This is a genomic window from Pseudomonas sp. GD04058, from assembly GCF_029836855.1.
GTDB lineage: Bacteria > Pseudomonadota > Gammaproteobacteria > Pseudomonadales > Pseudomonadaceae > Aquipseudomonas > Aquipseudomonas bharatica.
Genome location: NZ_JAOECN010000001.1, coordinates 16,779 through 42,434, shown reverse-complemented (window position 1 = coordinate 42,434; position 25,656 = coordinate 16,779). Strand labels below are relative to the sequence as shown.

Annotated in this window: 25 protein-coding genes; 14 read left to right on the top strand and 11 right to left on the bottom strand. The window is 65.2% G+C overall.

Features of this window, described 5'->3' with window-relative positions:
- Positions 1–73: 73 nt before the first annotated feature.
- Complete coding sequence (locus N7650_RS00215) at positions 74–1,744, top strand: ShlB/FhaC/HecB family hemolysin secretion/activation protein (protein ID WP_037060013.1); 1,671 nt, start codon at positions 74–76, stop codon at positions 1,742–1,744.
- Between the two features lie 45 nt (positions 1,745–1,789).
- Here N7650_RS00215 and N7650_RS00210 read toward each other — a convergent pair whose 3' ends face one another.
- Both N7650_RS00210 and N7650_RS00205 read right to left on the bottom strand, forming a co-directional pair.
- Positions 1,790–2,206: a response regulator gene (locus tag N7650_RS00210; protein ID WP_009398748.1), complete on the bottom strand. Its 417-nt coding sequence runs from the start codon at positions 2,204–2,206 to the stop codon at positions 1,790–1,792.
- Positions 2,207–2,280: 74 nt separating this feature from the next.
- Positions 2,281–2,466 (bottom strand): Flp family type IVb pilin, encoded by a 186-nt coding sequence (locus tag N7650_RS00205; RefSeq protein WP_279896417.1) that lies wholly within the window; start codon positions 2,464–2,466, stop codon positions 2,281–2,283.
- Positions 2,467–2,784: 318 nt separating this feature from the next.
- On the opposite strand from N7650_RS00205, the gene cpaB reads away from it, so the two are divergent.
- Genes cpaB through N7650_RS00165 form a run of 8 tightly spaced genes read left to right on the top strand, consistent with a single transcriptional unit; the run spans position 2,785 to position 10,166 of the window.
- A complete protein-coding gene (gene cpaB / locus N7650_RS00200) occupies positions 2,785–3,714 on the top strand; it encodes a Flp pilus assembly protein CpaB (RefSeq protein WP_009398752.1) in 930 nt (309 codons plus the stop codon).
- 22 nt (positions 3,715–3,736) lie between these two features.
- Positions 3,737–4,978 (top strand): type II and III secretion system protein family protein, encoded by a 1,242-nt coding sequence (locus N7650_RS00195; RefSeq protein ID WP_279896413.1) that lies wholly within the window; start codon positions 3,737–3,739, stop codon positions 4,976–4,978.
- Positions 4,975–6,177 carry a hypothetical protein gene (locus N7650_RS00190; RefSeq protein ID WP_009400781.1) on the top strand — a complete coding sequence of 401 codons (1,203 nt, stop codon included), beginning with the start codon at positions 4,975–4,977 and terminating at the stop codon, positions 6,175–6,177. The genes N7650_RS00195 and N7650_RS00190 overlap by 4 nt, the downstream gene beginning before the upstream one ends.
- Entirely contained in the window at positions 6,164–7,432 is a 1,269-nt protein-coding gene (locus tag N7650_RS00185) for a CpaF family protein (protein WP_009400785.1), read from the top strand. The genes N7650_RS00190 and N7650_RS00185 overlap by 14 nt, the downstream gene beginning before the upstream one ends.
- A complete protein-coding gene (locus tag N7650_RS00180) occupies positions 7,429–8,310 on the top strand; it encodes a type II secretion system F family protein (protein ID WP_064301596.1) in 882 nt (293 codons plus the stop codon). Before N7650_RS00185 ends, N7650_RS00180 begins: the two co-directional genes overlap by 4 nt.
- Position 8,311: 1 nt before the next feature.
- Positions 8,312–9,196 carry a type II secretion system F family protein gene (locus N7650_RS00175; RefSeq protein ID WP_279896410.1) on the top strand — a complete coding sequence of 295 codons (885 nt, stop codon included), beginning with the start codon at positions 8,312–8,314 and terminating at the stop codon, positions 9,194–9,196.
- 14 nt (positions 9,197–9,210) lie between these two features.
- Positions 9,211–9,888, top strand: coding sequence for a tetratricopeptide repeat protein (locus N7650_RS00170; protein WP_064301598.1), 678 nt, complete (start codon positions 9,211–9,213; stop codon positions 9,886–9,888).
- Positions 9,885–10,166, top strand: coding sequence for a DUF3613 domain-containing protein (locus tag N7650_RS00165; RefSeq protein WP_279896407.1), 282 nt, complete (start codon positions 9,885–9,887; stop codon positions 10,164–10,166). Before N7650_RS00170 ends, N7650_RS00165 begins: the two co-directional genes overlap by 4 nt.
- 131 nt (positions 10,167–10,297) lie before the next feature.
- Here the strand turns inward: N7650_RS00165 and N7650_RS00160 are convergent, their stop codons facing one another.
- On the bottom strand, positions 10,298–11,080 hold the full coding sequence (locus N7650_RS00160; RefSeq protein WP_279896405.1) for a response regulator transcription factor: 783 nt from the start codon (positions 11,078–11,080) through the stop codon (positions 10,298–10,300).
- Between the two features lie 135 nt (positions 11,081–11,215).
- The gene (locus N7650_RS00155; RefSeq protein WP_279896403.1) at positions 11,216–11,686 is read right to left on the bottom strand and encodes a prepilin peptidase; all 471 of its coding nucleotides are present in this window, start codon (positions 11,684–11,686) and stop codon (positions 11,216–11,218) included.
- 76 nt (positions 11,687–11,762) lie between these two features.
- On the opposite strand from N7650_RS00155, the gene N7650_RS00150 reads away from it, so the two are divergent.
- Positions 11,763–12,206: a TadE/TadG family type IV pilus assembly protein gene (locus N7650_RS00150; RefSeq protein WP_037060614.1), complete on the top strand. Its 444-nt coding sequence runs from the start codon at positions 11,763–11,765 to the stop codon at positions 12,204–12,206.
- Positions 12,207–12,274: 68 nt separating this feature from the next.
- Complete coding sequence (locus tag N7650_RS00145; RefSeq protein WP_279896401.1) at positions 12,275–14,860, top strand: PAS domain-containing sensor histidine kinase; 2,586 nt, start codon at positions 12,275–12,277, stop codon at positions 14,858–14,860.
- Here N7650_RS00145 and N7650_RS00140 read toward each other — a convergent pair.
- The 6 genes from N7650_RS00140 to N7650_RS00115 form a co-directional block, all read right to left on the bottom strand.
- Entirely contained in the window at positions 14,845–16,794 is a 1,950-nt protein-coding gene (locus N7650_RS00140) for a pilus assembly protein TadG-related protein (RefSeq protein WP_279896400.1), read from the bottom strand. The genes N7650_RS00145 and N7650_RS00140 overlap by 16 nt on opposite strands.
- Positions 16,795–16,897: 103 nt before the next feature.
- Entirely contained in the window at positions 16,898–17,458 is a 561-nt protein-coding gene (locus N7650_RS00135) for a DUF4136 domain-containing protein (protein WP_009400805.1), read from the bottom strand.
- Between the two features lie 17 nt (positions 17,459–17,475).
- A complete protein-coding gene (locus N7650_RS00130; protein WP_279896397.1) occupies positions 17,476–18,117 on the bottom strand; it encodes a DUF4136 domain-containing protein in 642 nt (213 codons plus the stop codon).
- Positions 18,118–18,128: 11 nt separating this feature from the next.
- The gene (locus N7650_RS00125) at positions 18,129–18,878 is read right to left on the bottom strand and encodes a methyltransferase (RefSeq protein WP_009400808.1); all 750 of its coding nucleotides are present in this window, start codon (positions 18,876–18,878) and stop codon (positions 18,129–18,131) included.
- A gap of 197 nt (positions 18,879–19,075) precedes the next feature.
- Entirely contained in the window at positions 19,076–19,927 is an 852-nt protein-coding gene (locus N7650_RS00120) for a MaoC family dehydratase (protein WP_279896395.1), read from the bottom strand.
- Between the two features lie 2 nt (positions 19,928–19,929).
- On the bottom strand, positions 19,930–21,282 hold the full coding sequence (locus tag N7650_RS00115; protein ID WP_279896394.1) for a 3-oxoacyl-ACP reductase: 1,353 nt from the start codon (positions 21,280–21,282) through the stop codon (positions 19,930–19,932).
- 119 nt (positions 21,283–21,401) lie between these two features.
- Between N7650_RS00115 and N7650_RS00110 the strand changes: the two genes are divergently transcribed.
- Positions 21,402–22,685 carry an acetyl-CoA C-acetyltransferase gene (locus tag N7650_RS00110; RefSeq protein ID WP_279896392.1) on the top strand — a complete coding sequence of 428 codons (1,284 nt, stop codon included), beginning with the start codon at positions 21,402–21,404 and terminating at the stop codon, positions 22,683–22,685.
- On the opposite strand, the gene N7650_RS00105 is transcribed toward N7650_RS00110, so the two are convergent.
- Entirely contained in the window at positions 22,672–23,697 is a 1,026-nt protein-coding gene (locus tag N7650_RS00105) for a bile acid:sodium symporter family protein (protein WP_009400812.1), read from the bottom strand. The genes N7650_RS00110 and N7650_RS00105 overlap by 14 nt on opposite strands.
- Positions 23,698–23,782: 85 nt before the next feature.
- On the opposite strand from N7650_RS00105, the gene N7650_RS00100 reads away from it, so the two are divergent.
- Together N7650_RS00100 and N7650_RS00095 are read left to right on the top strand one after the other, a co-directional pair.
- Positions 23,783–24,574, top strand: a complete 792-nt coding sequence (locus N7650_RS00100; RefSeq protein ID WP_279896389.1) for a helix-turn-helix transcriptional regulator — start codon at positions 23,783–23,785, stop codon at positions 24,572–24,574.
- A gap of 130 nt (positions 24,575–24,704) precedes the next feature.
- On the top strand, positions 24,705–25,598 hold the full coding sequence (locus N7650_RS00095) for a PA4780 family RIO1-like protein kinase (protein ID WP_279896387.1): 894 nt from the start codon (positions 24,705–24,707) through the stop codon (positions 25,596–25,598).
- Positions 25,599–25,656: the final 58 nt, after the last annotated feature.

Sequence of the window (25,656 nt, the reverse complement as noted above, 5' to 3'; positions counted from 1 at the left end):
CAACACCTACGCTTGAGTCTGACGAGGGAACCGTCTTGGTTCCCTCGTACTTTTCAGGATGATGGAGTGTCCTATGCGGTCGATGGCAATCGCGTTAGTGAGTCTTTCCTGGGTAAGTGCGCTACAGGCCGAGCCACTTCCCACTTTTCTGAACAGCAACGAAACCGAACGCAACCTGCCGGCACCCAATCTGCCGGCAGATGCGTTTCGGCCGTCCACACCGCAGCTTCAAATGCCGACCCCCGCAGCCAGTCAGCCTCAGGCGCTGATGATGAACACCCGGGTCCTGATCCGCAAAGTGCGTATCGAGGGGGGGAGCGTCTACCCGCTAAGCGAACTTAGTGACAATTACAAGGATCTGTTGAACCGCGAGGTCACCGTCGCCGATCTGATCGAGGCCACCCGGCGTCTGACCCAGCGATACCAGCAGGATGGTTATCTGCTGTCCTACGCCTTTTTGCCGGTGCAGGATTTTGCCGAAGGTCGCCTGCGTGTGGTTTTGGTCGAGGGTTATATTCGCGATCACGAGATGCAGGGTGATATCGGTCGGGTCTCGGTCTACTTGGAAAAGCTCGTTGCCAAGCTCAAGGCCGAGCGCCCGCTGACCCGAAAAACCTTCGACCGCTACACCACCCTGATGAGCCGGGTGCCCGGTATCACCCTGCAGGCGCGAGTGCCCCCACCTTCGACCACCGATGGGGCCAGCAAACTGTTCGTGCAGGCCGCGCGCAAGCCTTTCACGACCACTATGAGCCTCAGTGATAGCAGCCGCGACGATCTTCAGGTACTGCTGGGTGCCAGCAGCAACGCGCAAACGGCGCTCGCAGAACAACTGAGCGTCAGTGTATTGGCGCCACCCGGACAGGACAAGGAGCACTATTTCCGTGCTGACTATTCGCAATACCTTAACAGCGAAGGCACGCAACTGGCGCTGTCGGCCTCGCGCTATCGTAGCGATCCCAGCGCGGTGATCCGCCTGGACAACGGCGTCGATCTCAAGCAGCACCGGGAAAACGACCGTTATTCGATAGGTCTCAACCACCCCCTGATCGCGTCGCCCAACGAGTGGCTAGGTGTGTCGGCGCGTTTTTACGCGGTGGACGACACCACGGATTACCGGGTGCTGCGCGGCTCGCAGAAGGTCAGTATCGAGACCGATATCCGTGCGTTGGCCTTCGAGGGGGACTGGCGCAAGGCCACGGACCGGCAACTGCGCATCCTCAGCGCCGGGGTGTACCAAGGCTTCGACCGCTTTGGTGCCAACACCGACGCCGACTATGACCTGGATTTCTTCCGCCTGCGCCTTTCCGGCGTCCAGAGCGACCGCTTCGCCGACAACTGGCAGGGGGTGGTTTCTGCGGCTTTGTACTGGACCGACGACAGTCTGCCCGACAGCGAGCGCGCGGTGTTTGGGGGGCAAAACTTCGGTCGGGGGTACCCGGTCGACCAGGCCTCCGGCGACAAGGGCTGGGGGGCGGCCTACGAACTCAACTACAGCTTTCGACGTGAAGGTGAGTGGGTAAAGTTGCTTCAGCCCTATGTAGTGCTGGACGCGGCGAAGACCTGGTTCAATGAATTGCAGGTTCAGGACTCGAAGATGTCCTCGGCAGCGCTTGGCCTGCGTTTTGGCGATGCGCGCTACTACAACATCTCGCTGGAGGTGGCCAAGCCGATGTCCGATATCGCGCTGGACAGCTTCAACCGGCGGCCGCGGTTTACCGTGAGTTTCAGTTATCAGTTGTGAGGTATCGCCACGCTCCTACGGATCCGGTCTCCGGCGGTGAGCGGGTCAGTGCACCGCCCGCTTGCCTTGGGAGACATCCAGCGGAAACAGATTGCCCAGCGTCTCCAGCAAACGGATGTGGTAGATGGGCTTGCGAAAGAGGTCCAGCACGTCCAGTTTCCTTAGCTCGCCGACCACGTCGGGGTCGGCATGCCCGGTGGTGACGATCACCGGCAGGTGCTGGCGCGCGGTGTGTTCGCGCAGGCGTTTGATCAGGGAAATACCGGATTCTTCCGGCATGTTCAGGTCGGTGATGACCAGGGCGATATCCGGGTGTCGGGTCAACTGCTGGAGCGCAACCTTCACCGAGGTAGCGACATGACAACGAAAGCCTTGGTTTTCCAGTAGTTCCGCCAGTTCAAGCAACGCTTCCTCTTCATCGTCCACCAAAAGCAACTGTTCACGTGGCTGCGAAGCTGGCATGGCGCGGTCCTGTCAGGCAGTTGCAGTGAGCCGGCGGGGAACGGCGTGCTCGCCCCGCCGGACGATCATCGACATCAACTTGTTGGCAGGGCGCCCTGGATACTGGTGAAGATGGAGGTGACTCCCTCGGAAATGGTCGGTACGAACGCCACCAGCGCCACCGCGACCATGGCCGCGACCAATGCGTACTCGATACCCGATGCGCCGTCCGTGCGCTGGCAGAACGTCCGAATGGATTGAATGATCTTTCTTACCGACATGATGTAGCTCCTTGCGCCAGAAGGCCGTAACACGGGGGCATACATGATTCCCCTTCGCCATCAGAGCATCGTCAAGAGATAACACCTGAGCAAATGTAAGAAAGCATTAACCCGAAAGTGATAGCGCAAAGCCGACGTCAATAAGCCGTTGTTTTCAGAACGTGATGCACGTCACAAGGAAAATTTTGCCGTGCCGTAATGGCGTTTTGTCTTAGCTGGACTACCGTGAAATAGCAAAATAATTACTTCCAAAAGCGTGCGGGTGAGCCTGTTAAACAAGAAGTCACGGGCTGCGGTACAAGGCAGGGAGGGCCAGCCATGAGCAGTCGCATCACCTTGATTCTTGCCGGACTGTTTCTCTTGGGGGCGATCATTGCCGGGTACTGGGGCATGGTCCTGAGCAAACATCCGGAACCTTCCGCACCCGTCGCCCAACCGGCAGCCCAGCCGGTCACCCAGGTGGTCAACAACGCCCAGGACGAGTTGCGCAAACCCGTGGTGGTGCTGCGCCGCGACGTCGCCGCCAACCAGCCGCTGAACACCGATGACCTCGCCGTCGAGCGCCTGCTGGTGGCGCCTGCCGGTAGTTTCCAGACCCTTGAACAGGTTGCCGGGCGCAGCCCCCGGCGCGACCTGCCGGCCGGTACCTGGCTGGAGGAAAGCAGCTTCGAGGCCGGCGGCCCGCTGGCGCGGATGATCGAACCCGGCGAGCGCGCCCTGACCGTGGCAGTCGATGAGGTCAGCGGAGCCGCCGGTTATCTACGCCCCGGCGACTACGTGGATGTGCTGGTGTTCCTGCGTGAAGAAACGGACAACCCCCTGGCCAGCGCGCAGGTAGTTGTGCCGGCCTTGCGGGTCCTGAGTGTCGGCCAGCAGATCGGCGTGGCCAGGGACGGGCGTTCCGCCGAGCCGGTCGATCCCGATCCCAAGGCCCGTGAGGAAAAACGCCGGACTCCGGCGCGCACCGTGGTGCTGGCCGTGCCCGAAGTGCTCGCCAGCCGCCTGACCCTGGCCGCCCAGGGCGGCAAGCTGGGGCTGACAGTACGTAGCGCCGAAGAAAAGTCGCTCGCGGATTTCTGGGCCGATCCGAAAACCGCGGTGCGTGCCGCAGACGATGCCAATCGCCAGCTCTACCGTTTCAACCAGTTGGCAATGACCGCGCCGGCGCCCGTGCCGGTGGCCGCCTCGGCGCCCAGGCGCGGGATCGAGATCATTCGCGGCGCGCAAACGTCCGAGTCACTTCACTGAATTGAGCAAGGATGCACCCTCGATGAACCATCGTTCCTCGCCCATCCGTTCCGTAACCCTGGTCGCCGCGCTGCTGGCCTTGCTGCCGCTGTCCCAGGCGCTGGCAGCGAGCAGCGGTTGTGCGGCGCTGCCGCGGGTACCGGCGACCCTCGAGATCGACCAGGGCCTGCAGCAGGAACTACGCCTGCCGGTGGGCATCAGCCGCGCCGCGGTGGGCGATCCGAAGGTGGCCGACGTGCATGGGCTGGGCAACGATGCCGTGCTGCTCACCGCCATGGGGCCCGGGGCCACCAGCCTGAGCCTGTGGACCGCCTGTTCGAGCACGCCGCGCCAGACCATGGTTTTCGTGCGTGGGCGGGCCTCGGCGGACATGCTCGCCACTCCTGTGCCGGAACCTGACCTGCCGATGCAGATCCAGGCCGATATCCGCTTCGTCGAAGTCAGCCGCACCAAGCTCAAGGAAGCCGGGGCGCGGCTCTTCTACAAGGGCTCCAACAACTCGCTCATCGGTTCCCCGGGCAGCGTGCCGGGCACCGTGGTCTCGCCTGGCAACGTACCGGTGAATACTCCGCTGATCCCGCTTGATAACGGCGCCTTCAATATTGTCTGGGGTGGGGGCAGCAGCCGCTTCCTCGCGGCTATCAACGCCCTGGAGAACACCGGCTTCGCCTATACCCTGGCGCGCCCCAGCCTGACGGTGCTCAGTGGCATGACCGCCAGCTTCCTTGCCGGTGGCGAGATCCCCATCCCGGTGCCCAGCAGCGGCAGCGACAGCCTGTCGATCGAGTACAAGGAATTCGGGATCCGCCTGGCGCTGTCGCCGACCGTGGTCAGCCGCGATCGCATCAGCCTCAAGGTGGCACCGGAGGTCAGCGAACTGGACTTCAGCAACGCCGTGCAGATCGCCGGCATCACCGTGCCGGCGCTGAAGGTCCGGCGTACCGACACCAGCATTTCCCTGGCCGACGGCGAAAGCTTCGTTATCAGCGGCCTGATCAACACCAGCAACCGTTCCGCCGTGGACAAGTTTCCCGGTCTTGGCGACATCCCCGTGCTGGGTGCGCTGTTCCGCCAGTCTTCGGTGCAGCGCGAGGAGACCGAACTGCTGATGGTGGTCACCCCGCACCTGGTCCAGCCCCTGGCGGCGAACGCGCAGTTGCCCGAGCTGCCGGGCGAGCGCTTGCGTACCTATGATCCGAGCTGGGGCCGACTGTTCTTCCTGGAAAACGGCGACTTCGATCGCAAGAGTGGGTTATCCCGATGAGCGAGAGCCTGAGCCAGACCTTCCTGGCGCTGACGCGCAACGAGGGCGATCTGCAATGGCTGCAGTCGGCCCTGACGCCCCTTGGACAAGTGGTCGGGGCCGGCAACGGCAGCCTCGACGAGTTGCTGGCGCTGGTTGACGTGACCTTCGCCAACCTGCTGTTCATCGGCCTCGATCGCGAGCATGTGGTCAACCAGTGCGCGCTGATCGAAGGGGTGCTGGAGGCCAAGCCGATGCTGGCCATCGTGGCCCTCGGCGACGGCATGGATAACCAGCTGGTGCTCAATGCCATGCGTGCCGGGGCGCGCGACTTCGTCGCCTACGGCTCGCGTGCCAGCGAGGTGGCCGGGCTGGTCCGGCGCTTGAGCAAGCGCCTGCCGCCGGTAACCACCAACCCGCACCTTGGCGGCCTCACGGTGCTGTACGGCACCCAGTGCGGTTCCGACGGCGCGCTGCTGACCGTGCACCTGGGGCAGGTGGTGCAGAAGAGCGGCCAGCAGACCTTGCTGCTCGACCTTGGCCTGCCCCGCGGCGACAGCCTGGCGCTGCTCGGCGTCGAGGCGTCGTTTCATTTCGGTGATGCCCTGCGCCACCTGCGCCGACTCGACAGCACCTTGATCGACAGCGCCTTCGCCCGCGACAGCAATGGCCTGCGCCTGCTTGCCTATGCCCCGGGCGATGAGCCGCTGGAGCGCACCAGCGCTGCCGAGCTGTACATGTTGCTCAGTGCCCTGCGCCAGCATTTCCAGCACATCATCGTCAACCTCACCGGGCAGGCGGATTGCGAGGCGTTGCGCACCTTCGTCAGCCACTGCGACAAGCTGATCTGGTACACCGACCAGAACGTGCTGGAGTGCCGGCGCAACCTGGAAGTCCTGAATACCTGGCGGGAAAAGGGCATGAACCTGGAGCACGCCAAGCTGCTGGTGGACCGCTACCTGCGCAGCGTGATCCCGGATGCCGAGGCCCTGGGCAAGCGCTTTGCCCTGCCGGTGCTGAGCGAGTTGCCGGCCAGCGCCGAAGTGCGCCTGAACGCGCGCAACCAGGGCCTGAGCCTGTTCGAGCTGGCCCCGCGGGACCACCTGACCCAGGGCCTCAAGACCCTGGGCGAGCGCCTGGCGCGACGCTCCGAGAACGTCAAGCCCAAGCCCGATGGCTGGCTGAGCCGGCTCTGGGGACACAAGCATGAGCAGCGATGAACTGTTCGGCGGCCCGCGGCATAACCTTGGCTCCGATCCGCAGGCGCTCAAGCGCGCCTTGCACCGTTACATCATCGATGCCATCGAGGATTCCGGGCGCAACCTGCTGGAAGGTTCGCGGCCGGCCCTGGCGCAGTTCGTGGTCGAGCAGGTCGGCGAGTACATCGCCCGCCTGCACCTGGCACTGTCGCGCTATGAAATGGAGCGCATGGCCGAGGAACTGGTGGACGAACTCACCGGCTTCGGCCCGCTGGAAGTGCTGCTGCGCGACAGCAGCGTCACCGAGATCCTGGTCAATGGCCCGTTTCGCGTGTTCGTCGAGCGGGCCGGGGTGCTGCACCAGACCGACCTGCGTTTCATCGATGCGCACCATGTCGAGCGGGTCATGCAGCGCATCCTCGCGCCGCTGGGGCGGCGTCTCGATGAATCATCGCCGATGGTCGATGCGCGCATGCCTGATGGCAGCCGGGTCAACGCGATCATTCCGCCGGTGGCCCTGGACGGGCCTTGCCTGTCGATCCGCAAGTTCCGCAAGGACATGCTCAAGAGCGCCGACCTGCTGGCGACCCGTGCCATCGATCCGGCGATCCTCACGTTCTTCGAGAACGCCGTGGCCCAGCGCTGCAACATTCTTGTCAGCGGCGGCACCGGCACCGGCAAGACCACCTTGCTGAACATCCTCAGCCAGTTGATCAGCCCTCGCGAGCGCTTGGTGACTATCGAGGACGTAGCCGAACTGCAGCTGGATCACCCCCATGTGGTACGCCTGGAAACCCGCCCGCCGAATGCCGAGGGGCATGGCGAGATCAAGGCCAGCGAACTGATCCGTAACGCCTTGCGCATGCGCCCGGACCGCATTCTTCTGGGCGAGATCCGCGGCGTCGAGGTGATCGACGTACTGACCGCCATGAACACCGGCCATGACGGCTCCATGAGTACCGTGCACGCCAACACTGCGCAGGACGCGCTGCTGCGCCTGGAAACCCTGGTCGGCCTGACCGGACGCCAGGTCGCGGAGAAGACCCTGCGGCAGATGATCTGCGCCGCCCTCGACGTGGTCATCCAGTTGACCCGGCTACCCGACGGGCGTCGTTGCATCAGCGAGGTACTGGAGGTCGTCGGCCTGCGTGACGACGTGTATGTCACCAATACCCTGTTCCGCTTCGACCGCCGTGGCGGTGGTGGCTTCGTGCGTGAGGCGGTCAACCCGGCCGGTGACAAGCTGCGCCGGGACAACCTGGAGCCGGCGCCATGATCGCGGTAGTGCTTGGCCTGTTCGGCCTGGCGTTGCTCGCGGCGTCGGTCGGGCTGTTCTATCACGGCGCTCGCAAGGCCGCGGCCGAACGTACCTTGCAGCGCCTGGGGCAGTTGCCCGAGCCGGCGACGCTGCAGGAACCGGCCCGCGGCTCGCTGGAACTGCTGCTGTTGCGCGCCGGCTTCGACCAGCGCGGTGACCGCTTCATGCTCTGGGGTGCGGCCTGGCTGCTGCTGATTGTCCTGGCGGGCGGTCTGGCGGGCTGGCCGGGGGCGGCGATCATGCTGGTGCTTGGCCCGCTGCTGTGGCGCCTGTATATGAGCTGGCGCTATCACCGCCGGCTGCGGCGGATGATCGAACAATTGCCGACCCTGCTGGACCATGCGGTGCGCAGCCTCAAGGCCGGACGCACCTTGAACGACGCAGTGCTGGGGGCCGTGGAGATTTCCGACGACCCCCTGAAAAGCGCGATGCAGCGGGTGCAGCGCAACGTGCAGATGGGCGCCAGCCTCGATGAGGCGCTGCACGACCTGGCCGAGCTGTATGCCCAGGACGAATTCCGCGTCTTCGCCCTCGGCTTGCGCATCAACCACCGCTATGGCGGCAATGCCAGCGAGTTGCTGGAAAACCTGATCAAGCTGATCCGCGAACGCGAGCAGGGCGCCCGCCAGTTGCGCGCGATGACCGGCGAGACGCGGATGACCGCGATGGTCCTGGCCTTGCTGCCGATCTGCATGGTCGGCTACTTCATGGTGGCCAACCCCGGCTACCTGCTGTCGATGTGGAATAACCACAGTGGGCAGATGATGCTGCTGGCGGCGTTCATCCTGCAGGTGCTGGGCTGCGTCGCGCTGTGGCGCATGTTGCGGAGTATCTGAAATGGCCTTGCTGATCAGTGCCGTGCTGTTCTTCCTCACCTTTGTGCTGCTGCTGACGACCCTGGCCCGGCAGCATCGCCGCGAGCGTGTGATCGCCCTGCGCCTGCAAGGCAAGCAGGCCGAGCAAGCCCGTGAGGACGGCTGGCTGCAGCGCCTGGGCAGCAGCGCCCTGGCCCAGCGTTCGCTGAGCCTGGATGGCGAAACGCGCATGTTGCTCGACCGTATCGGCTGGCGGCGCTCGCGCCAGCGTTCGCTGTACGCTGCGCTGCAGGTCGGCGTACCGCTGGTGGCAGCCTTGGCGGCCGTGCTGGTGCAGCAGCTTGCCTATCCGGCCAGCCACACACCCTGGCTGTTGCCGATGTTCGGCCTGGGCATCGGCTACCTGTTGCCCAAGCGCATCCTCGCCTGGGCGGCGGCGGTACGGCAGCGGCAGATTGCCGAGGAAGTCTCCAGCTTCATCCCGCTGCTGCGCATCCTCTTCGACTCGGGCCTTGCCGTGGAACAGAGCCTGCGCATCCTCAGTACCGAAGGCCGGCAACTGCTGCCGGTACTCAGCGAAGAGCTGCGGCTGATACTGGTCAGGGTCGACTCCGGCCTGGCCCTGGCGCCGGAGCTGGAGCAGACGGCCAGGCTGCTGTCGGTGGACGAGTTCAGCGACACCTGCGTGATCCTCCAGCAACTGCTGGTGCAGGGCGGCGGGGCGATGAAATCGCTGCTGGCGCTCAAGCAACTGCTCGACGACCGGCGCCTGACCCGGCTGCAGGAAAGGATTTCGAAAATGTCGGGGAAGATGTCCATCGTCATGATGGTGTTCCTGTTTCCCGCCTTGTTGATCGTTCTGGCCGGCCCCGGGCTCACCGCCCTGGCCCGGGCCTTCAGTTCCTGAACCGGGAGAGCTGCATGAAAATAGCGGGATTGATCGTTGGCGTGCTGTTGTTGAGCGGTTGTGCCGGGCAGGCTGGCGTGCCCTGGCTGGCACAGACCACGCCCGGCGCCTGCCCCCGCCCCGATTCGTCGCAGGAGCTGGGGTTGAACATGGCCGATGAACTGCTTGCCGATGGCCGTCCCCATGCCAGCCTGGCCCATCTCGAGGAAATGCAGGACAACCTGATCCAGGTGCGGGTGCGCAAGGCCAAGGTCTTGCGGCTGCTGGGGAGCAGCGAGGCCGAACCGCTGTATCGCGGCTTGCTGGGCACCTGCATGGGCGCCGAAGCGGAGCATGGCCTGGGGCAACTGGCAGCGGACCGTGGCGACAAGGTCCAGGCCCGCCAGCACCTGGTGCGCGCCGCGCGCCTGGCACCAACCGACGAAAAGATCCGCAACGACCTCGGGGTGATATATCTCGAACAGGGTGAGCTGGACAAGGCGCGTTTCGAATTCCTCACCGCGATCGAGCTCAAGGACGACCGTCTCGCGGCGGTCAACCTGGTCACCCTGTTGCTTTACCAGGACAAGTGGCAGCAGGCCGCCGACCTGGTCAGTCGCCTGGGGCTGAGCGCCGCGCAGTTCAGCGAGGCCCAGGCCCGTGCCGAGCAACTCAAACCTGGCGGCGCGCAGCCGCCCCGGAGTCCGTCATGAAGGCTCGTATTCTTACCCTGACCTTGCTTGCCAGCCTGCCGTTGCTCGCCAGTGCCATGCCGCCCGGGCCGTCGTCGAAACCGCAGCTCACCACTGAAACCTGGCTGCAGTTGCAGCCACGCGGGCTGCACGCCTCGGACAAGCCGCAGACACAGACGGCGCGGGAATATGACAAGAGCATGGAGCGCTGGTTGAAGGTGTATGACTACAAGATTCCGGAGGTCTTCAAGTGGGAGAAGATGGACAGTGGCGGGGCTAAAGGGGGAGGAAGCAACTAGCCTTGCATTGCGTCCGATGGCCTCATCGCTGGCAAGCCAGCTCCCACAGGTATTGCACAAGTCTCAAAGCCTGTGCTGAACCTGTGGGAGCTGGCTTGCCAGCGATGAGGCCATCAAACACACCACAGCACTCAGTGTTCGGTAACCCTCTGCCGCAACGCCGACCCGCTCGGCGCCAGTGCCAGTGCCAGTTGGGTGCGGTTGTGCATATGGGTCAGGCGCAGTACCTGGGAGACATACAGCTTCACCGTGTTCTCGGTGATGCCCAGCTCGCAGGCGATCTGGTAGTTGGTCTTGCCCTTGCCGACCAGCCGGGCCACGTCGAGCTGGCGTGGCGATAGCGGGGCGAAGATGGAGGGAATGGCATCGCTGTCGGCATCGCAGTCCTCGCTGCTTGCTGCGTCTGCCTGGGCATGCGGGCGGGCCTTGTCGAGGTCCTGGTACAGGCCTTCGATGGACTCGGAGAGGGTCTTCAGCTTCTGGTTCAAGTGCCCCAACTGGTGGTAATCCTTTTGCCTGGCCAGCAACTCGGCTTCCTGCCGCTTGATCCCTTCCAGCAACTCCTGCACGTCCACCGGCTTCTGATACCAGTCGGCGAACCCCTGGCGCAGGGCCTTGATCACGTCCTGCTTTTCGGCACGACCGGTGAGCATGATTGCCTCGAAGATCCGCTCCTGTCCCGCCTTCTTCTTCAGTACCTTAACCAGTTCGATGCCGTCGTACTCGGGCATGTTCAGGTCACACACCACCAAGCCTATCGTCGGGTCGGCGACGAAGCGTTCGATGGCATTGGCGCTTGAGTAACAGGCTACGCAACGGTAACCGCTGCTTTCGAGGAATTCGCAGAGCTCTTCGACGATCTCGCGCTGGTCATCGACGACCAGGACTTTCACTTGGCTGGCTGGCATTTGCATCGCGACTCCATGCTGAAGTGCCCTCCCTGAATGCTGCCAAGGAGCGGTCCCGGTCACGGTGGGGCACTAACTAGAAAGTAGTCGCTCCTTTCGATTATTTACAAGGAGTGACACCGGGTTAGAGGGCCCAGGCGACTAATGGATCCATAAAAGTGCGAGCAAAAAGCCACTAAACAGGAACGGCGCGAACGGCTGTTTTTTTGACATCTCCTCCTGGAGTTCACGCAGGCGCTTCTTAAGCTTTTGATTGAGCAGGGACCACACCCAGCGTCGCCCCAGCAGCCAGGCCAGCACCGTGACCCCGGCACCGATGAACGTACCCAGCAGATACCACTGGTCGGTTGCCAGGGCCAGGGCCCCGAGCAGCTTCACATCGCCGGCCCCGAGCCGACCAAGGATATAGCCCGGAAGGGTTAACACCATCACCAGGGCCAGGGCCAGGGCGGCATCGGCGGGTTCGGCACCGATCCAGGTGTGGCCGGTGACGAACAGGTAGACGAGGGCGAAGGTGGCGGCGCCGAGGGTCAGGGTGTTGGCGATCTGCCGTTCACGGACATCCTGTTCGGCGCAGAGGGCAAGCCACAACAGCAGGACGAGACTTTGCATTGGCGAATCGCCATCCCTTGGTCTGATTGATTCTATATTTGTCAGTAGAGGTGTCTCTGTCAGGGTAGACGCGATCATGAAAGCAAGCCTCGCTGGACGGCAAAAAGGTGCGGTGGCCATCGAGTTCGCCATCGTGTTTCTGATGTTTTTCGCGGTGTTCTACGGGCTGCTCAGCTACAGCCTGCCGATGCTGATGGTGCAGTCGTTCAACCAGGCCAGCAGCGAGGCGGTACGCCGGTGCGTGGCCCTGGACCCGGCCAGCGCCACCTACGCCACCGACGTCAACGCACTGGCCAAACAGACCCTGGAACAGCAACTGGCGTGGTTGCCGGGTTCGCTGGGCTTCCAGTTCGCCACGGACGCCACGGTGACCCTTAGCGGCAGCCGCCTGCTGACGGTCAGCGTGCACTACAGCAAGGCCAAGCTGGCGTCGACCTTGCCGATCCTGGTGTTGCCGGGTATCGGCGAGGTGCCGCGGTTGCCGGCGACCCTGACCTCGCAAGCGAGCCTGCAGCTTTGAACGGCGGCCCGGGGCTTTTCGACCGTTGGCGGACCCGCGCCGGCGACACCGGGGACTGGTCACAGGCCTTGAGCCCACCGGCCGTCGGCCTGCAACTCTGGCTGGACGTCCAAGGCCGGGTATTGCGCCAGGGCGGCCCGTTGCGCACGGCCCTGGCACTGCCCGCACAGTCGCCGGCCCATTTGCGTGATTACGTGCAGCCGCAGAGCCTGCTGGCCCTTGAGGGCGAACCGGCGGATTGGCAGGCGCACCCGCTGGACCTGGACTTGCGCACCGCTGCCGGGCATAGCCTGCACACCCGCGGCTGGCTGCTGGCCCAGGCCGATGGCTGGTTGCTGCAACTGTTCGATATCGGCGACCTGATCCAGCAACAGCGCCAGGGCGCCGAAGCGCGTCAGCAGCAACTGCTGGCCGGGGCGATCGCTGCGGCCCTGCGTGATTGCAGCCTGCAACGGCTGACCGAAGAGGCCGCTGAGCAGTTGCAACGCCTGGCCTGGCACTGGCGGGCGAGTTGGGCGGTGATCCTGCTGCCGAGCGGCAACGGCTGGACGTCGTTCGTCCACAGCGGAGGCGGATTGCCTTTGAATGAATCGCGCCTGAGCCCGCTGCTCGACGCGCTTCCTGCTGCACATCTCTCCCACAGTGCCGGCCAGCCGGCATTGCAGGCGCTGCAACTGCCGTTCTACCTGATGCCCCATACCCAACAACATCAAGTGCGCGCCTGGCTGCTCTGCGAGGACGCCGGTGGCCAGCGCCTGGACGACGATGCGTTGCTGCTTGCCGACGCGCTGCTCGAACCGCTGCTGGCACGCCTTGCCGGTGATCGCCTGCACGCCAGCCAGCAGCGCCTGGACACCGTCCAGGGCCTGCTCGGCGCCGGCTGGTGGGAATGGACGCCGCAGGACTCGACCCTGCACCTGGCGCCGGGCCTGGCAGCCGGTTTTGGCGTGCCGTTAAGGATCAGCCTGGCCGACTGGCTGGCCCTGGTCCATCCTGCCGACCGTGAAGCGACGCTGCTGGCCTTCAGCGCCCTGCAACGCCAGGGCGACAGCCTGCAACTGTGCCTGCGCCTGCTCGGCGAAACGGGGCGCTGGTACCGCCTGTGCGGCGAGATCACCGGCCAGGGTGATAACCGGCGCCTGCACGGCTTCATGCTCGACATCAGCGACATCAAGCAGCAGGAGCAGCAGGCCAGCGCCGCCCAGGCGCGCCTGGAAAACCTGATCGCCAGTTCGCCGGCGGTGATCTATATCCAGCGCTACGAAGACGGGGCCCTGCTCGCGGAATTCTTCAGCGCCAGCCTGCAACCCTTGCTCGGATGGCGCACTGCGCCGGACGAGCGCCTGCAGCCGGCGCAATGGGTGCACCCGGACGACCAGCCACTGTGGCTGGAGCGCACCCGCACCCTGCTGCGCGAGGGGCAGGTGCGCAGCCGTTACCGTCTGCGCGACCGCGACGGTGGCTGGCATTGGGTGCTCGACGAGGCGCGCCTGCTGCGCAACGACCTGGGCCTGCCGGTGGAGGCGGTGGGCCTGTGGCTGGATGTCACCGAGGCTACCCAGGCCCAGGAGCGCATACGCCAGAGCGAGGAGCGCTACCGGGTGCTGGTGGAGGACTCGCCGGCGATGATCTGCCGCTATCGACCCGACCTGGAACTGCTCTACGGCAACCAGCCGCTGGCCGATTACCTGGAGTGCACCCCGGCCCGGTTGCCGGGGATGAACCTCGGCGACTGGATGTCGGCGCAGCAGCGCGAGCTGTTCGTGCAGCGTATCGCCGCGCTCAGCCCGCAGGCGCCGGTGAGCAGCGACGAAGTCTGCCTGCAACTGCCGGGGCGCCAGCATGCCTGGTGGATCTGGTCCGACCGCGGCCTGTTCGACGAGCAGGGGCGACTGCTGGAGATCCAGGCGGTGGGCCGCGACAACACCGAGGTCCGGCGCGCCCGGCAACTGGTGCTGCAGAGCGCCAAGATGGCGACCCTGGGCGAAATGTCCACGGGCCTGGCCCATGAGATCAACCAGCCGCTCAATGTCATGCGCATGGCCGTGGTCAATGCGCTCAAGCGCATGGAAAACGGCGACCTGGACATCGAGTACCTGCAGGAAAAACTCAAGCGCATCGACGCCCAGGTGGTACGGGCCTCCAGGGTGGTCGATCACATGCGCGTGTTCGGTCGGCGTTCGGAGGTCGAGCAGTCGCTGTTCGAACCCTGGCTGGCGGTGGAAGGGGCGCTCTCGTTGCTGGCCGACGGCCTGGCCGGCAAGGGCATCGACGTGCGCCTTGGCGATCCGCTGGAGGGCCAGGTGCACGGCCATCAGGACCAGCTCGAACAGGTGCTGATCAATCTGATGGTCAATGCGCGCGATGTGCTGCTGGAGAAGAAACCCGCGCAGGCATGGATTTCGCTGCTGGGCGAGCGCGACGGGCAGTGGCTGCGCCTGTTCGTCGAAGACAGCGGTGGTGGTATCGAGCCGCGTCTGCTGGAGCGCATTTTCGAACCGTTCTTTACCACCAAGCCCGTCGGGGTCGGCACCGGCCTGGGGTTATCGGTGAGCTACCGCATCGTCGAGAGCATGGGCGGCAGCCTGAGTGTCGATAACGGTGCCCATGGCGCGCGCTTCGTGATCGCCTTGCCGCTTCACAGCACCAGCTGAGCCCGGTTGTTGCTGCAATCGAGGTTGGCGCCGACGTCGGTGACCATCAGATCGATGCCCAGCACCTTGAGCAGCGCATTGATCAGCGGATCGGTGATGCGTCCGAGCAGGGTGGTGATCTGCGGCACGAGGATGCTCACCACATTGCTCAGGGTGCTGGTGGCGGCGGTGACCACCTGGCCCAGCGGGTTTCCTCCCTGTGGCTGGTAGGCCAGGAGCTGAATGCCGCTGAAGGTGGCGCCGAGGCTGGTGACGGCATTCGAGGCGCCCGGTGTGCTCTGGTAGACCGCCGGCTGGTTGAGGTTGGGCGGCGCGGTGGCTCCGCTCCAGAACTGCGACGCGCTGTTGGCCGGTGAACCGACCACGCTGCTGTTCACCTTGATGCCGACCCCGCCGCCGGCGAACGGCACCCGGGTTCCGCAGCCCAGGGTCAGCAGCGTCAGCTTGGTGCAGACATTGGTACCGAAGTCGATCAACGGGATGGCCTGCACCGCCGCGTTGCCGGTGACGAAGAAATCGTTCGGCGTGGCGAACTTACCGATCGCCACCCGGGCGGTGGCGGTCTGGGTGGCGGCGGTGAGCGTCTTGTTCGGGGCGCAGCTGTAGCCGGTGACCTGGCTGGTCGCCGAAGCCACCTCCAGGCCGATATCCAAGTGCGGCGGTGCGTCGGGCACCAACTGGATATCGCTGACCTTGCAGGGCACCAGGATCAGGCAGCCCACCGATTGCAGGGTGCCTTGCAGGTTCAGGCCGAGCAGCGGATTGATGATGTTGGTGAGCGGCGTTGCCAGGTTGAGCACGGCGTTGGCCAGCCCGGCGATGGTGCCGAGCACGGGCAGGTCGAGCGACGCCAGGACGCGCACCTGCGCCGTATGCACCTCGATCACGTCCGTGGCCGGATTGCCGATGGCGGAAAGCTGCTCCGGCTCGATCACCTTCACCCGGATCGTGCCGTTTACCAGGCCGAGCAGGCTCAGCGGTATCTGCACCACGGCCGCGCTGTTCTTCGCCGCCAGCATCACGGCTGCCTGGACCAGGTCGATGGCCTTGAGCGTTGCATCGAGGCCGGATGTGGAGGTGCCGTTCTGCAGGTCGAGAATATCGCCGAGCTTGATCAGCGTGCTGTTGTCGGCCCCGACCACCACCCTGCCCAGGTTGGTGATCACGTCCGCCGCTGCGCCGCTGCGCGACAGCACCGTGGCGGTGGCGCGGATCAGATCGGTGGCGTGCAGGTTCTTGCTGAGCAACTCGTCGTAACGGCCGGCGCCGACGTTCACGTCGATCGCCAGTTGATCGAGGAAATCCAGGAGCTTGACGTCGGTATTGGCGATGCCCTGCCAGCCCGCAGCGTTCAGGCTTACCCGGCCGCCCAGCGGATCGACCAGGGCATTGAGCAGCGCCGATTTGCTTGAGTCCACCGTCGCCAGGGTCGAGCGCAGGCGCAGCATGGCCCGTGGCGGCAGCGGTGCGGCGGCCACGGCGTGGGCGTGGAGTTGGGTGGTGGCGGGGATCGCCTGGCCGGCGACCAGGCTGCGAATGCCGGAGGCGATGCTGGTGGCGACGTTGTTCGTGGCGTCCACCTTGATGGCCTCGGCGATGGCTGGATTGGCGCTGAAACTGCGCCGGCTGGCGGCGCCTGTGGTGACGCTGCCGCAGGTGGTGACCAGGGTCCGGCCATTGCCGACGCTGAAACCGTTGCGGCTGGCGCTGACGTTGGCGAGGGTTGCGGCCTGGGGCCCGACGCCGTTGCAGGTCGCGCTCTGGCCGGCCGCTTCCAGGGCGGCCATATCGACCACGCGCTGCAACTTGCGCTGCTCCATGTACAAGCGCCCGCCGTCCACGGCCACCAGGCCGAAGACCAGGGCCATGGCCAGGGTCAGGACAGCCGCCAGGCCGATGGCGCCGCGCTGGCGTTTCGCGAATCGGGGAGACACGAGCACTCCTTTGCCGGCACATGCCGTGCACGTCGCGTGCGTTCAAGGAGTGTAGCCAAGGATATGGCCAGTCGCCTCTAGCCCCTGACCCCGCGGTGCCGGGTCAATGCGGCGGATAGTTGGCCAGCACCTGCGCCACCGTCTTCTGGATCGCCGAATTGCGTTCTTGCGGCGTTGGCGGGTAGTGGTTCATCACCTGCTCGGCACTGCCGCGCCAGACCAGCTTGCCGTCGCGACCGTCGAACAGGTCGATCTGGATGGTCGCCACCTTGTACTCCACGGTGCGGGTTTCGTTGAAGGCCGGGCCGCCCCAGTAGCCGCCGTAATAACCACCCCAGCCTCCGCCGTACTGGGTAGTGATTTGCTGGTGACGGTTTTCCACGATCAGGTAGGTCTGCACCTTGAGGTCGCCGCGGCTACCGGCCGGGGCCGGACGCAGGCCACGCTGGTCGAGTTCGCCGCTGACCGCCTGGCGGATGCGCTGTTCGGTCAGGTCGCTCTTGATCCGTGGATCGTCCGGGCGATATTGCAGCGCAGGCTCCTGCCAGCTCCAACTGCGGTAGCCGGCGAAATCGCGGCTGGCGTCGAAGTCCTGGGACACGTTGTTGCTCTGGCAGGCAGCGAGCAGCGCCATAAGGGACAGCAAAGCGAGACGTCGAAACATGATGATTCTCCAAAGGCCTAGCTGGGAGGATAGCCGCTCATGGCTTTATAGACGGCCTCGCGCAGGGCATCGGCACGCTCGGCCAGGGAGCCCTGGCTGGCGGTCTCGGCACTGGCGCTCCAGACCGGCTGGCCGCTGCCGGCATCGAACAGATCGACACGCACCACCATGACCTCGACTTCATAGGTGCGCACCACAGGCACGCTGCCGTAGATGCCGTAGCCGCTGCCGTAAGGGCCGCGGCCATAGCCCATGCCGCCGTAGCCACCATAGGGACCGTATGGCCCATATGGATAGTAATCATCGTCGCGGTATTGGCGCAGGCGTCTTTCCAGGTGCATGTCGGCGCTGACCAGCAGATCGCCAAGGCCATTGCGGGCCGGACGCAGGCCGCGCTGGTCGAGCGCATTGCTCACCGCCTCGGCCAACTGCGCCGGGTCGATCGACGCGCTGCCCGCCGGTAACCGGCCGTCGCGCCAGCTCCAGTTGCGGTAGCGCCCGTAATCCCGGGCGGGGGCAGGGTAGGCGCTGCGATCGAAGGTGTTCGCCGCCTGTGGCGGCGCCGGGGGCAGGGGATTTGAGCTGGCGACATAGGGATTGCTGCCCTGGCAGGCGGTCAGGGTCAGGCAGGTCAGGGCGAGAACGACGGGGTATCGCATTGGGGCTCTCCCTAAAGGGGACGGCAGATCCAGTGCAGGTAGCGGCCAAGGCCGGCGAAGGCTGGATGGCGCCGGTGGGCCAGTTCCATTTCCAGCAGGTCGATCAACTCGGCGCGGGCCTGGAACTCGGTCGGCATGTAGTCGTGGAACACCCGCACGCCACTCTCGGCCTCTACCTGCCATAGACCTTCGAGCCAGGTCCTGAGTTCGCGGGGATCGACGGGTTTTTGCGGGGTCAGGCTCTGTTTCTCGCCGGCCAGGGTATTGCGCCGCATCTTGCGGAAATGGCCCTTGAGCAGGTTGCGATAGACCAGTGCATCGCGGTTGTAGAAGGCCAGGGACAGCAGGCCGTCGCTGCGGGTCAACTGGTGCAGCACCGGCAGGATCGCCTCGGGTTCGGCCAGCCACTCCAGCACCGCATGGCACAGCACCAGATCGTAGGGTTCGGTCAGTTCGCCGAGCAGGTCCTGCCAGGGCGCCTGGATGAAGGTGGCCGGCTGGCTGGCAGCGGCGAAGCGCTCGCGTGCGCCATCGAGCATCGGCGCGGCGGGTTCGGCGAGGGTCAGGTGATGGCCTCGTTCGGCGAGCCACAGCGCCATATGGCCCAGGCCGGCACCGATATCGAGGATGCGCAGCGGGCGCTCCGGCAGGCACTCGGCAAGGTCGGCCTGGAGCACCGCCAGGCGAATCGCACCCTTGGCACCGCCGTAGATCTTCTCGGCGAAGCGGGTCGCAAGGGCATCGAAATGACGGTCGTTCATTGGTTTCGGGTCTCCTGAGGCGGTATAGCTTCAGGGGGAAAGTTCGGGCTGGCAAGGGGGATCGTATGGCTGGCGAAGGACCCTGTGGGAGCTGGCTTGCCAGCGATGAGGGCGGCCTGGGCAATTGATGTTGTCAGGTCGGGCCAAATCGCTGGCAAGCCAGCTCCCACAGGTTTTGTGTTACCTGGATGACGGCCTCAGATTGGTTGCCAAGTGCCGGTCATGTGCACCAGCCCACTATGTCCGCTCAAGCGAAACTGCCCGTTCGCCGCGGCCTCGCTGCCATCGAGGATCACCTCGCTCGGTAACCGCACCGGCTTGTGGAATTCCACCGCCACCTCATAGCCGCTGCGCGGCAGGTGCCCGCGCAGATGGGCCATGGCCATGGCCTTGCTCCACATGCCATGGGCGATGGCCTGGGGGAAGCCGAACAGCCTGGCGCTGGCCGCACTCAGGTGGATCGGGTTGTAGTCGCCGCATACCTTGGCGTAATGCCGACCGATATCGCTGTCCGCGTACCAGCGGGCCAGCTCGCTCATCTCCAGTGGCTCGGGCGGTGCCTCCAGCGGTACTTCTCCTGCCACCTTCATGCCACGGCAAAGCATGCGACTGGTCTCGGACCAGATCAGCCCGAGCCCGTCCTCGGCATCGGTGCGCAGGTCGAGGGTGGCGCCTTTTTCATGGGGCTGGAGGTTATCCACCGACACCGAGAAGCGCAGCCGCGAAATGCCGCCCAGTGGCCGCAACACGCGAATCCGGTTGCCCAGATGAACCATGCCCAGCAGCGGTGCCGGGAACTCCTTGGCGGTGAGCAATTGCAACTGCAAGGCAAAGGCCATGACATGGGGATAGGTCGGCGGCAGGCGGCCATCCTGGACGAACAGGCAGAGCCTGCGATAAGCCTCCAGGTTGCGCTCGTCGACATTGATCCCGCAGCGCAGTCCGTAGCGCGGCAGGCTGTCGCCGGTGATCCTGCGTTTGCTCGCCGCCTTCATGTACAGCCCGGAGAGGCTGGCGGTGCTGCCGAGGTCGTGCCAGGTCTGGGTCATGGTCAGGCTCCCATTACCGCCTGGCCGCAAACCCGCAGCACCTGTCCACTGACCGCGCCGCTACCCGGCTGCGCCAGCCAGGCAACCGCTTCGGCGACATCCTGCGGCAACCCGCCCTGGCCCAGCGAACTCATGCGTCGCCCGGCCTCGCGCAAGGTGAAGGGGATGGCCGCGGTCATGCGGGTTTCGATAAAGCCGGGCGCGATGGCATTGATGCTGATACCGCGCTCGGCCAGCAACGGCGCCCAGGCCTGGGCCAGGCCAATCAGCCCGGCCTTGCTCGCCGCATAGTTGGATTGACCACGGTTACCGGCGATGCCGCTGATGGATGCCATGACCACGATGCGCCCGTCATCGCGCAGGGCGCCGCCGTCGATCAGCGCCTGGGTCAGCAAGGCCGGTGCCTTGAGGTTCACCGCCAGGACCGAATCCCAGTATTCCGGGGTCATGTTGGCGAGGGTCTTGTCGCGGGTGATCCCGGCGTTGTGCACGACGATATCGATGCCGTCCGGCAGCCCTTCGAGCAACCTGGCGGACGCGTCGCTGGCGCAGATATCCAGGTCCAGCGCGCGTCCGCCGAGGCGCTCGGCCAGGGCCTTGAGGTCATCCGCGGCCTGGGGTACGTCGAGCAGCACCACCTCGGCGCCATCGCGGGCCAAGGTTTCGGCAATGGCGGCGCCGATCCCGCGGGCAGCACCGGTTACCAGCGCTCTGCGTCCGGCCAGCGGGCGGGTCCAATCCTGCACCTGGCTGGCGCAGGCTTCCAGGCGTAGGACCTGGCCGCTGATAAAGGCGCTTTTCGGCGACAGGAAGAAACGCAGCGCGCCTTCGAGCTGGTCTTCGGCGTTCTTCGCCACGTACAGCAACTGCAGGGTGCCGCCGCTGCGCAATTCCTTGGCCAGGGAGCGGGCAAAGCCTTCCAGGGCGCGCTGGGCGACCCGGGCAAGTACGTCGTCGAGCTGCTCCGGGGCGCGCCCGAGAATCACCACCTTGGCGCTGCGATCGAGGCTGCGCAGCAGCGGCTGGAAAAACTCGCGCAACTGCTTGAGCTGATCGATGTCGCCCAGGTGGCTGGCATCGAAGACCACCGCCTTGAGCTTGCTGCCGAGCCCCGCGACCCACGCCGGCAGGCCCAGGGCGTCATCGGCGAAGCTGACCACTTCGCCGGTCAGGCGCTGGCCGAACTCCGCGACCTTCAGCGCCAGCGGCCCGCCACCGAGCAACAGCGTACCCTCCACGGGCCGCAGCCGGCCGGCTTGCCAGCGCTCCAGGCGGGCAGGCTGCGGCAGCCCGACAGCCCCTACCACACGCCGGCCCAGATCGGAGTTGGCGAAGTCGATATAGCGGTCGCTCATGGCACGTCTCCCTGAAATAAGCATCAGAGTGTGGACCATGATCGGCCTTTGGTCGTTCGAAGCGGGAAAAAAGTCCTACGCTCTATGCGTCTATTTCGGGGATAAAAGGAATGTCTTTCATGCGAAGTCTGCGTCGGGTCGCGATCATCGGCGGTAATCGAATCCCTTTCGCCCGCTCCAATGGCGCCTATGCCACGGCCAGCAACCAGACCATGCTGACTGCCGCGCTCGAAGGCCTGATCGAACGCTTCGGCCTGCATGGCCTGCGCCTGGGCGAGGTGGCAGCGGGAGCGGTGCTCAAGCATTCGCGGGACCTGAACCTGACCCGTGAATGCGTGCTCGGTTCGCGCCTGTCGCCGCAGACCCCGGCCTACGACATCCAGCAGGCCTGCGGAACGGGGCTGGAAGCGGCGTTGCTGGTTGCCAACAAGATCGCCCTCGGGCAGATCGAATGCGGCATCGCAGGTGGCGTGGATACCACGTCCGATGCGCCCATCGCGGTTGGCGAGGGCCTGCGTCGGGTGCTGCTGGACGCCAATCGCGGCAAGACCAACGCCGACAAGCTCAAGGCCCTGCTCAAGCTGCGCCCGTCCGACCTCAAGCCGGAGTTCCCGCGCAATGGCGAGCCACGTACCGGCTTGTCCATGGGCCAGCATTGCGAGCTGATGGCGCAGCACTGGGGCATCCCCCGCGAGGAGCAGGACGCACTGGCGCTGCTCAGTCACCAGCACATGGCCGCAGCCTACGACGAGGGCTGGCATGACGACCTGCTTACGCCATTCCAGGGCCTGACCCGCGACAACAACCTGCGGCCCGACCTGACCCTGGAAAAACTCGCTGCCCTCAAGCCGGCGTTCGAGCGCGGCGGCAACGGCACCCTGACCGCTGGCAACTCGACGCCGCTGACCGATGGCGCGTCGGTGGTCCTGCTGGCGAGCGAGGAGTGGGCCAGGGCGCGCGGCCTGCCGGTACTGGCCTACCTGCTGGATGGCGAGAGCGCTGCGGTGGACTTCGTCAAAGGCCACGAAGGTTTGCTGATGGCGCCGGTCTACGCCGTGCCGCGCTTGCTGGCGCGTCATGGCCTGACCCTGCAGGACTTCGACTATTACGAAATCCACGAGGCCTTCGCCGCCCAGGTGCTGTGCACCCTGAAAGCCTGGGAAGACCCCGAGTACTGCCGCGACCGCCTCGGCCTGGAACAGCCGCTGGGCGCCATCGACCGCTCGAAGCTGAACGTGAAGGGCAGCTCCCTGGCCGCCGGGCACCCCTTCGCCGCGACCGGTGGCCGCATCCTGGCCAACCTGGCCAAGCTGCTCGATCAGGCCGGCAGTCAAGGCGGTCGCGGGCTGATCTCGATCTGCGCCGCGGGCGGTCAGGGCGTGACGGCAATCATCGAGCGTTGACCAGCTCCGGACTCTTTGCGGCGGCGGCCTTGGCCTGGCTGGAATAGCTCTCGGCCATGATCGAGCAGACGATCAACTGCAGCGGGTGGTAGATCATGATCGGCAGCAGGATCAGGCCCAGGCCCGGGTGCGCGCCGAAGATCAGCGCGGCCATCGGTGCACCCGCCGCCAGCGACTTCTTGCTGGCACAGAACACCGCCGCGATCTCGTCGGCCCGGTTGAAGTGCAGGGCGCGTGCGGTGCGGGTGGTCAGCCAGAGCACCAGGGCGAGGATCAGCGCGCTGCCGACGAAGGCAGTGATCAGCACCGACAGCCCCTGTTGCTGCCACATGCCGGACATCATCGAATTGCAGAACGCGGCATACACCAGCAGCAGGATCACCACCTTGTCCATCACGTTGGTGTAGCGCTTGTGCCTGGCGAAGAAGCTGCCCAGCCAGGGGCGCAGCACCTGGCCCAGCAATAGCGGCGCGAGCAGCAGGGCGCAAAGGTCGAGCAAGGTCGCGCCGAGGTCGATGCCGTCGCTGCCGCTGCCTACCACCAGGCTGCACAGCCATGGGGTGATGAAGATGCCGAGCACGCTCGACAGGCTGGCGTTGAGGATCGCCGCCGGTACGTTGCCACCGGCGCTGCCGGTCAGCGCCACCGAAGACGAAATGGTCGAAGGCAGGGCGCACAGGTAGAGGAAACCGAGCATCAGCAAGGCCGGGAGCTGGCTGCCGATGACGCTTTTGCCCAGCAGCCACAGCAGCGGAAAGACCACGAAGGTGAAGACCTGCACCATGACGTGCAGGCGCACGTTCTTCAGGCCGTGACGAATCTGCTCGCTGGACAGGTTGATGCCATGGAGGAAGAACACCACGAACACGCCGATGTTGATCACATATTCGGCGTGCATGGCCCCGCCTGCTGCGCCGAAATGCGGGAACAGCCAGGCGAGGAAGGTGGCGAGGAACATGCCGCAGAGGAACCAGTCGGTGACCACGCGCTTGAGGTGCTTGAATGCTTGCATAGGCGGACCTTCGAATCATCTTGTAATAATCAGCCGTGACGTTAACCTGCAAGGGATTTTCCGTCTTGCGACATAAGGCCAAGCGATGCCGACTAACGGACAAAACGGCGCTCCCCGTCGGATTCCCGACCTGAGCGAGCTGCCCCGACCGCTGTATGCGCGGGCCGAAAGCCTCGGCGCGGGGTCGTGGACGACACGGCATCGGCATGACTGGGTGCAGTTTTCCTACGCCATCAGTGGCGTGCTCGGGGTGTACACCGCCGAGGGCAGTTACTTCGCCCCGCCGCAGTGGGGCGTGTGGATACCGGCCGGGGTCGAGCACGAGGTGATCACCTCGACTCGCGCGGAGATGCGCAGCCTGTATGTGCGCCGCAGCGATTCGGCCTGGGCGCCGGGGCATTGCCGGGTGCTGGAGGTGACGCCGCTGGCCCGGGAGTTGATCAAGCAGTTCTGCCAATACCCGGTGGACTATGCGCAAGGCGACAGTGACGAAGCCCATCTGGTCCAGGTTTTGCTCGATCAGTTGCGCACCTTGCCCGAGGTCGGCTTTTCCCTGCCGTTGCCGCAGCATCCGGGGTTGCTGGAGGTATGCAACCAATTGCTGGAAAACCCCGAGCAGGGTTACAACCTGGAGCATTGGGCGCAGCGCCTGGGGCGTTCGGAAAAGACCCTGATGCGCCTGTTCCAGCGCGAGACGGGCCTGAGCTTCCGCGCCTGGCGCCAGCGCATGCGCCTGCTGTCGTCGCTGGAGTTCCTGGAACAAGGCCAGAGTGTCACGCAGGCGGCATTGGGATGCGGTTACGATTCAACCTCGGCGTATATTGCCGCCTTCAAGGGGCTGTTCGGCGCGACCCCCGGGGAACTGTTCCGGGAATGAGCTGACGTAAATTGAAACCATGTGGCCTTCGCTTCGGCACCGATACCGGCAGGGCGCTTGATATATCGTGTGCGCCTCGCCTAAAGAGGCACCCCAATTCAGTGGCATACAGGAGCAAGAACAAAAGCCGATGAAGACTCCCAAACGGATAGAACCGCTGATCGAAGACGGGATGGTCGATGAAGTGCTGCGCCCGCTGATGAGCGGCAAGGAAGCAGCGGTCTACGTGGTGCGCTGCGGGCGTCAGTTGCGCTGCGCCAAGGTCTACAAGGAAGCCGACAAGCGTAGCTTCCGCCAGGCCGCCGAGTACCAGGAAGGACGCAAGGTGCGCAACAGCCGCCAGGCCCGGGCCATGGCCAAGGGCTCGAAGTACGGGCGCAAGGAAGCCGAGGAAGCCTGGCAGAACGCCGAAGTGGCGGCCCTGTTCCGCCTCGCCAGTGCCGGGGTGAGGGTCCCGAAACCCTACGATTTCCTCGACGGCGTGCTGTTGATGGAACTGGTCACCGACGAAGACGGCCAGGCCGCGCCGCGACTCAACGATGTACACCTGGAAGCCGACCAGGCCCGCGAATATCACGCCTTCATCATTCGCCAGATCGTGCTGATGCTCTGCGCCGGGCTGGTGCATGGCGACCTTTCCGAATTCAACGTGCTGCTCGGGCCGGACGGGCCGGTGATCATCGACCTGCCCCAGGCCGTGGATGCGGCGGCCAACAACCACGCCTTCAGCATGCTGGAGCGGGACGTGGCGAACATGGCCCACTACTTCGGGCGGTTCGCCCCGGAACTCAAGCAGACCCGCTACGCCAGGGAAATGTGGGCGCTGTACCAGGAAGGCAAGTTGCAGCCGGACAGCGTCCTGACCGGCAACTGGAAGGACGATGACCATGTTGCCGACGTGGGGGGCGTGATGCGCGAGATCGAAGCGGCGAAGTTCGAGGACGCCCGGCGCCGCGCCGGCCGCGAGGACGCCGAACGCGGCCCGGTCAAGGGCGAAGAGCCGCCGCCACCTTGGGCGCAGTAACCCTTTAAAGCATGAACGCGGCCCCCTGTGGGCTGGCTTGCCAGCGACCACGGCGGTG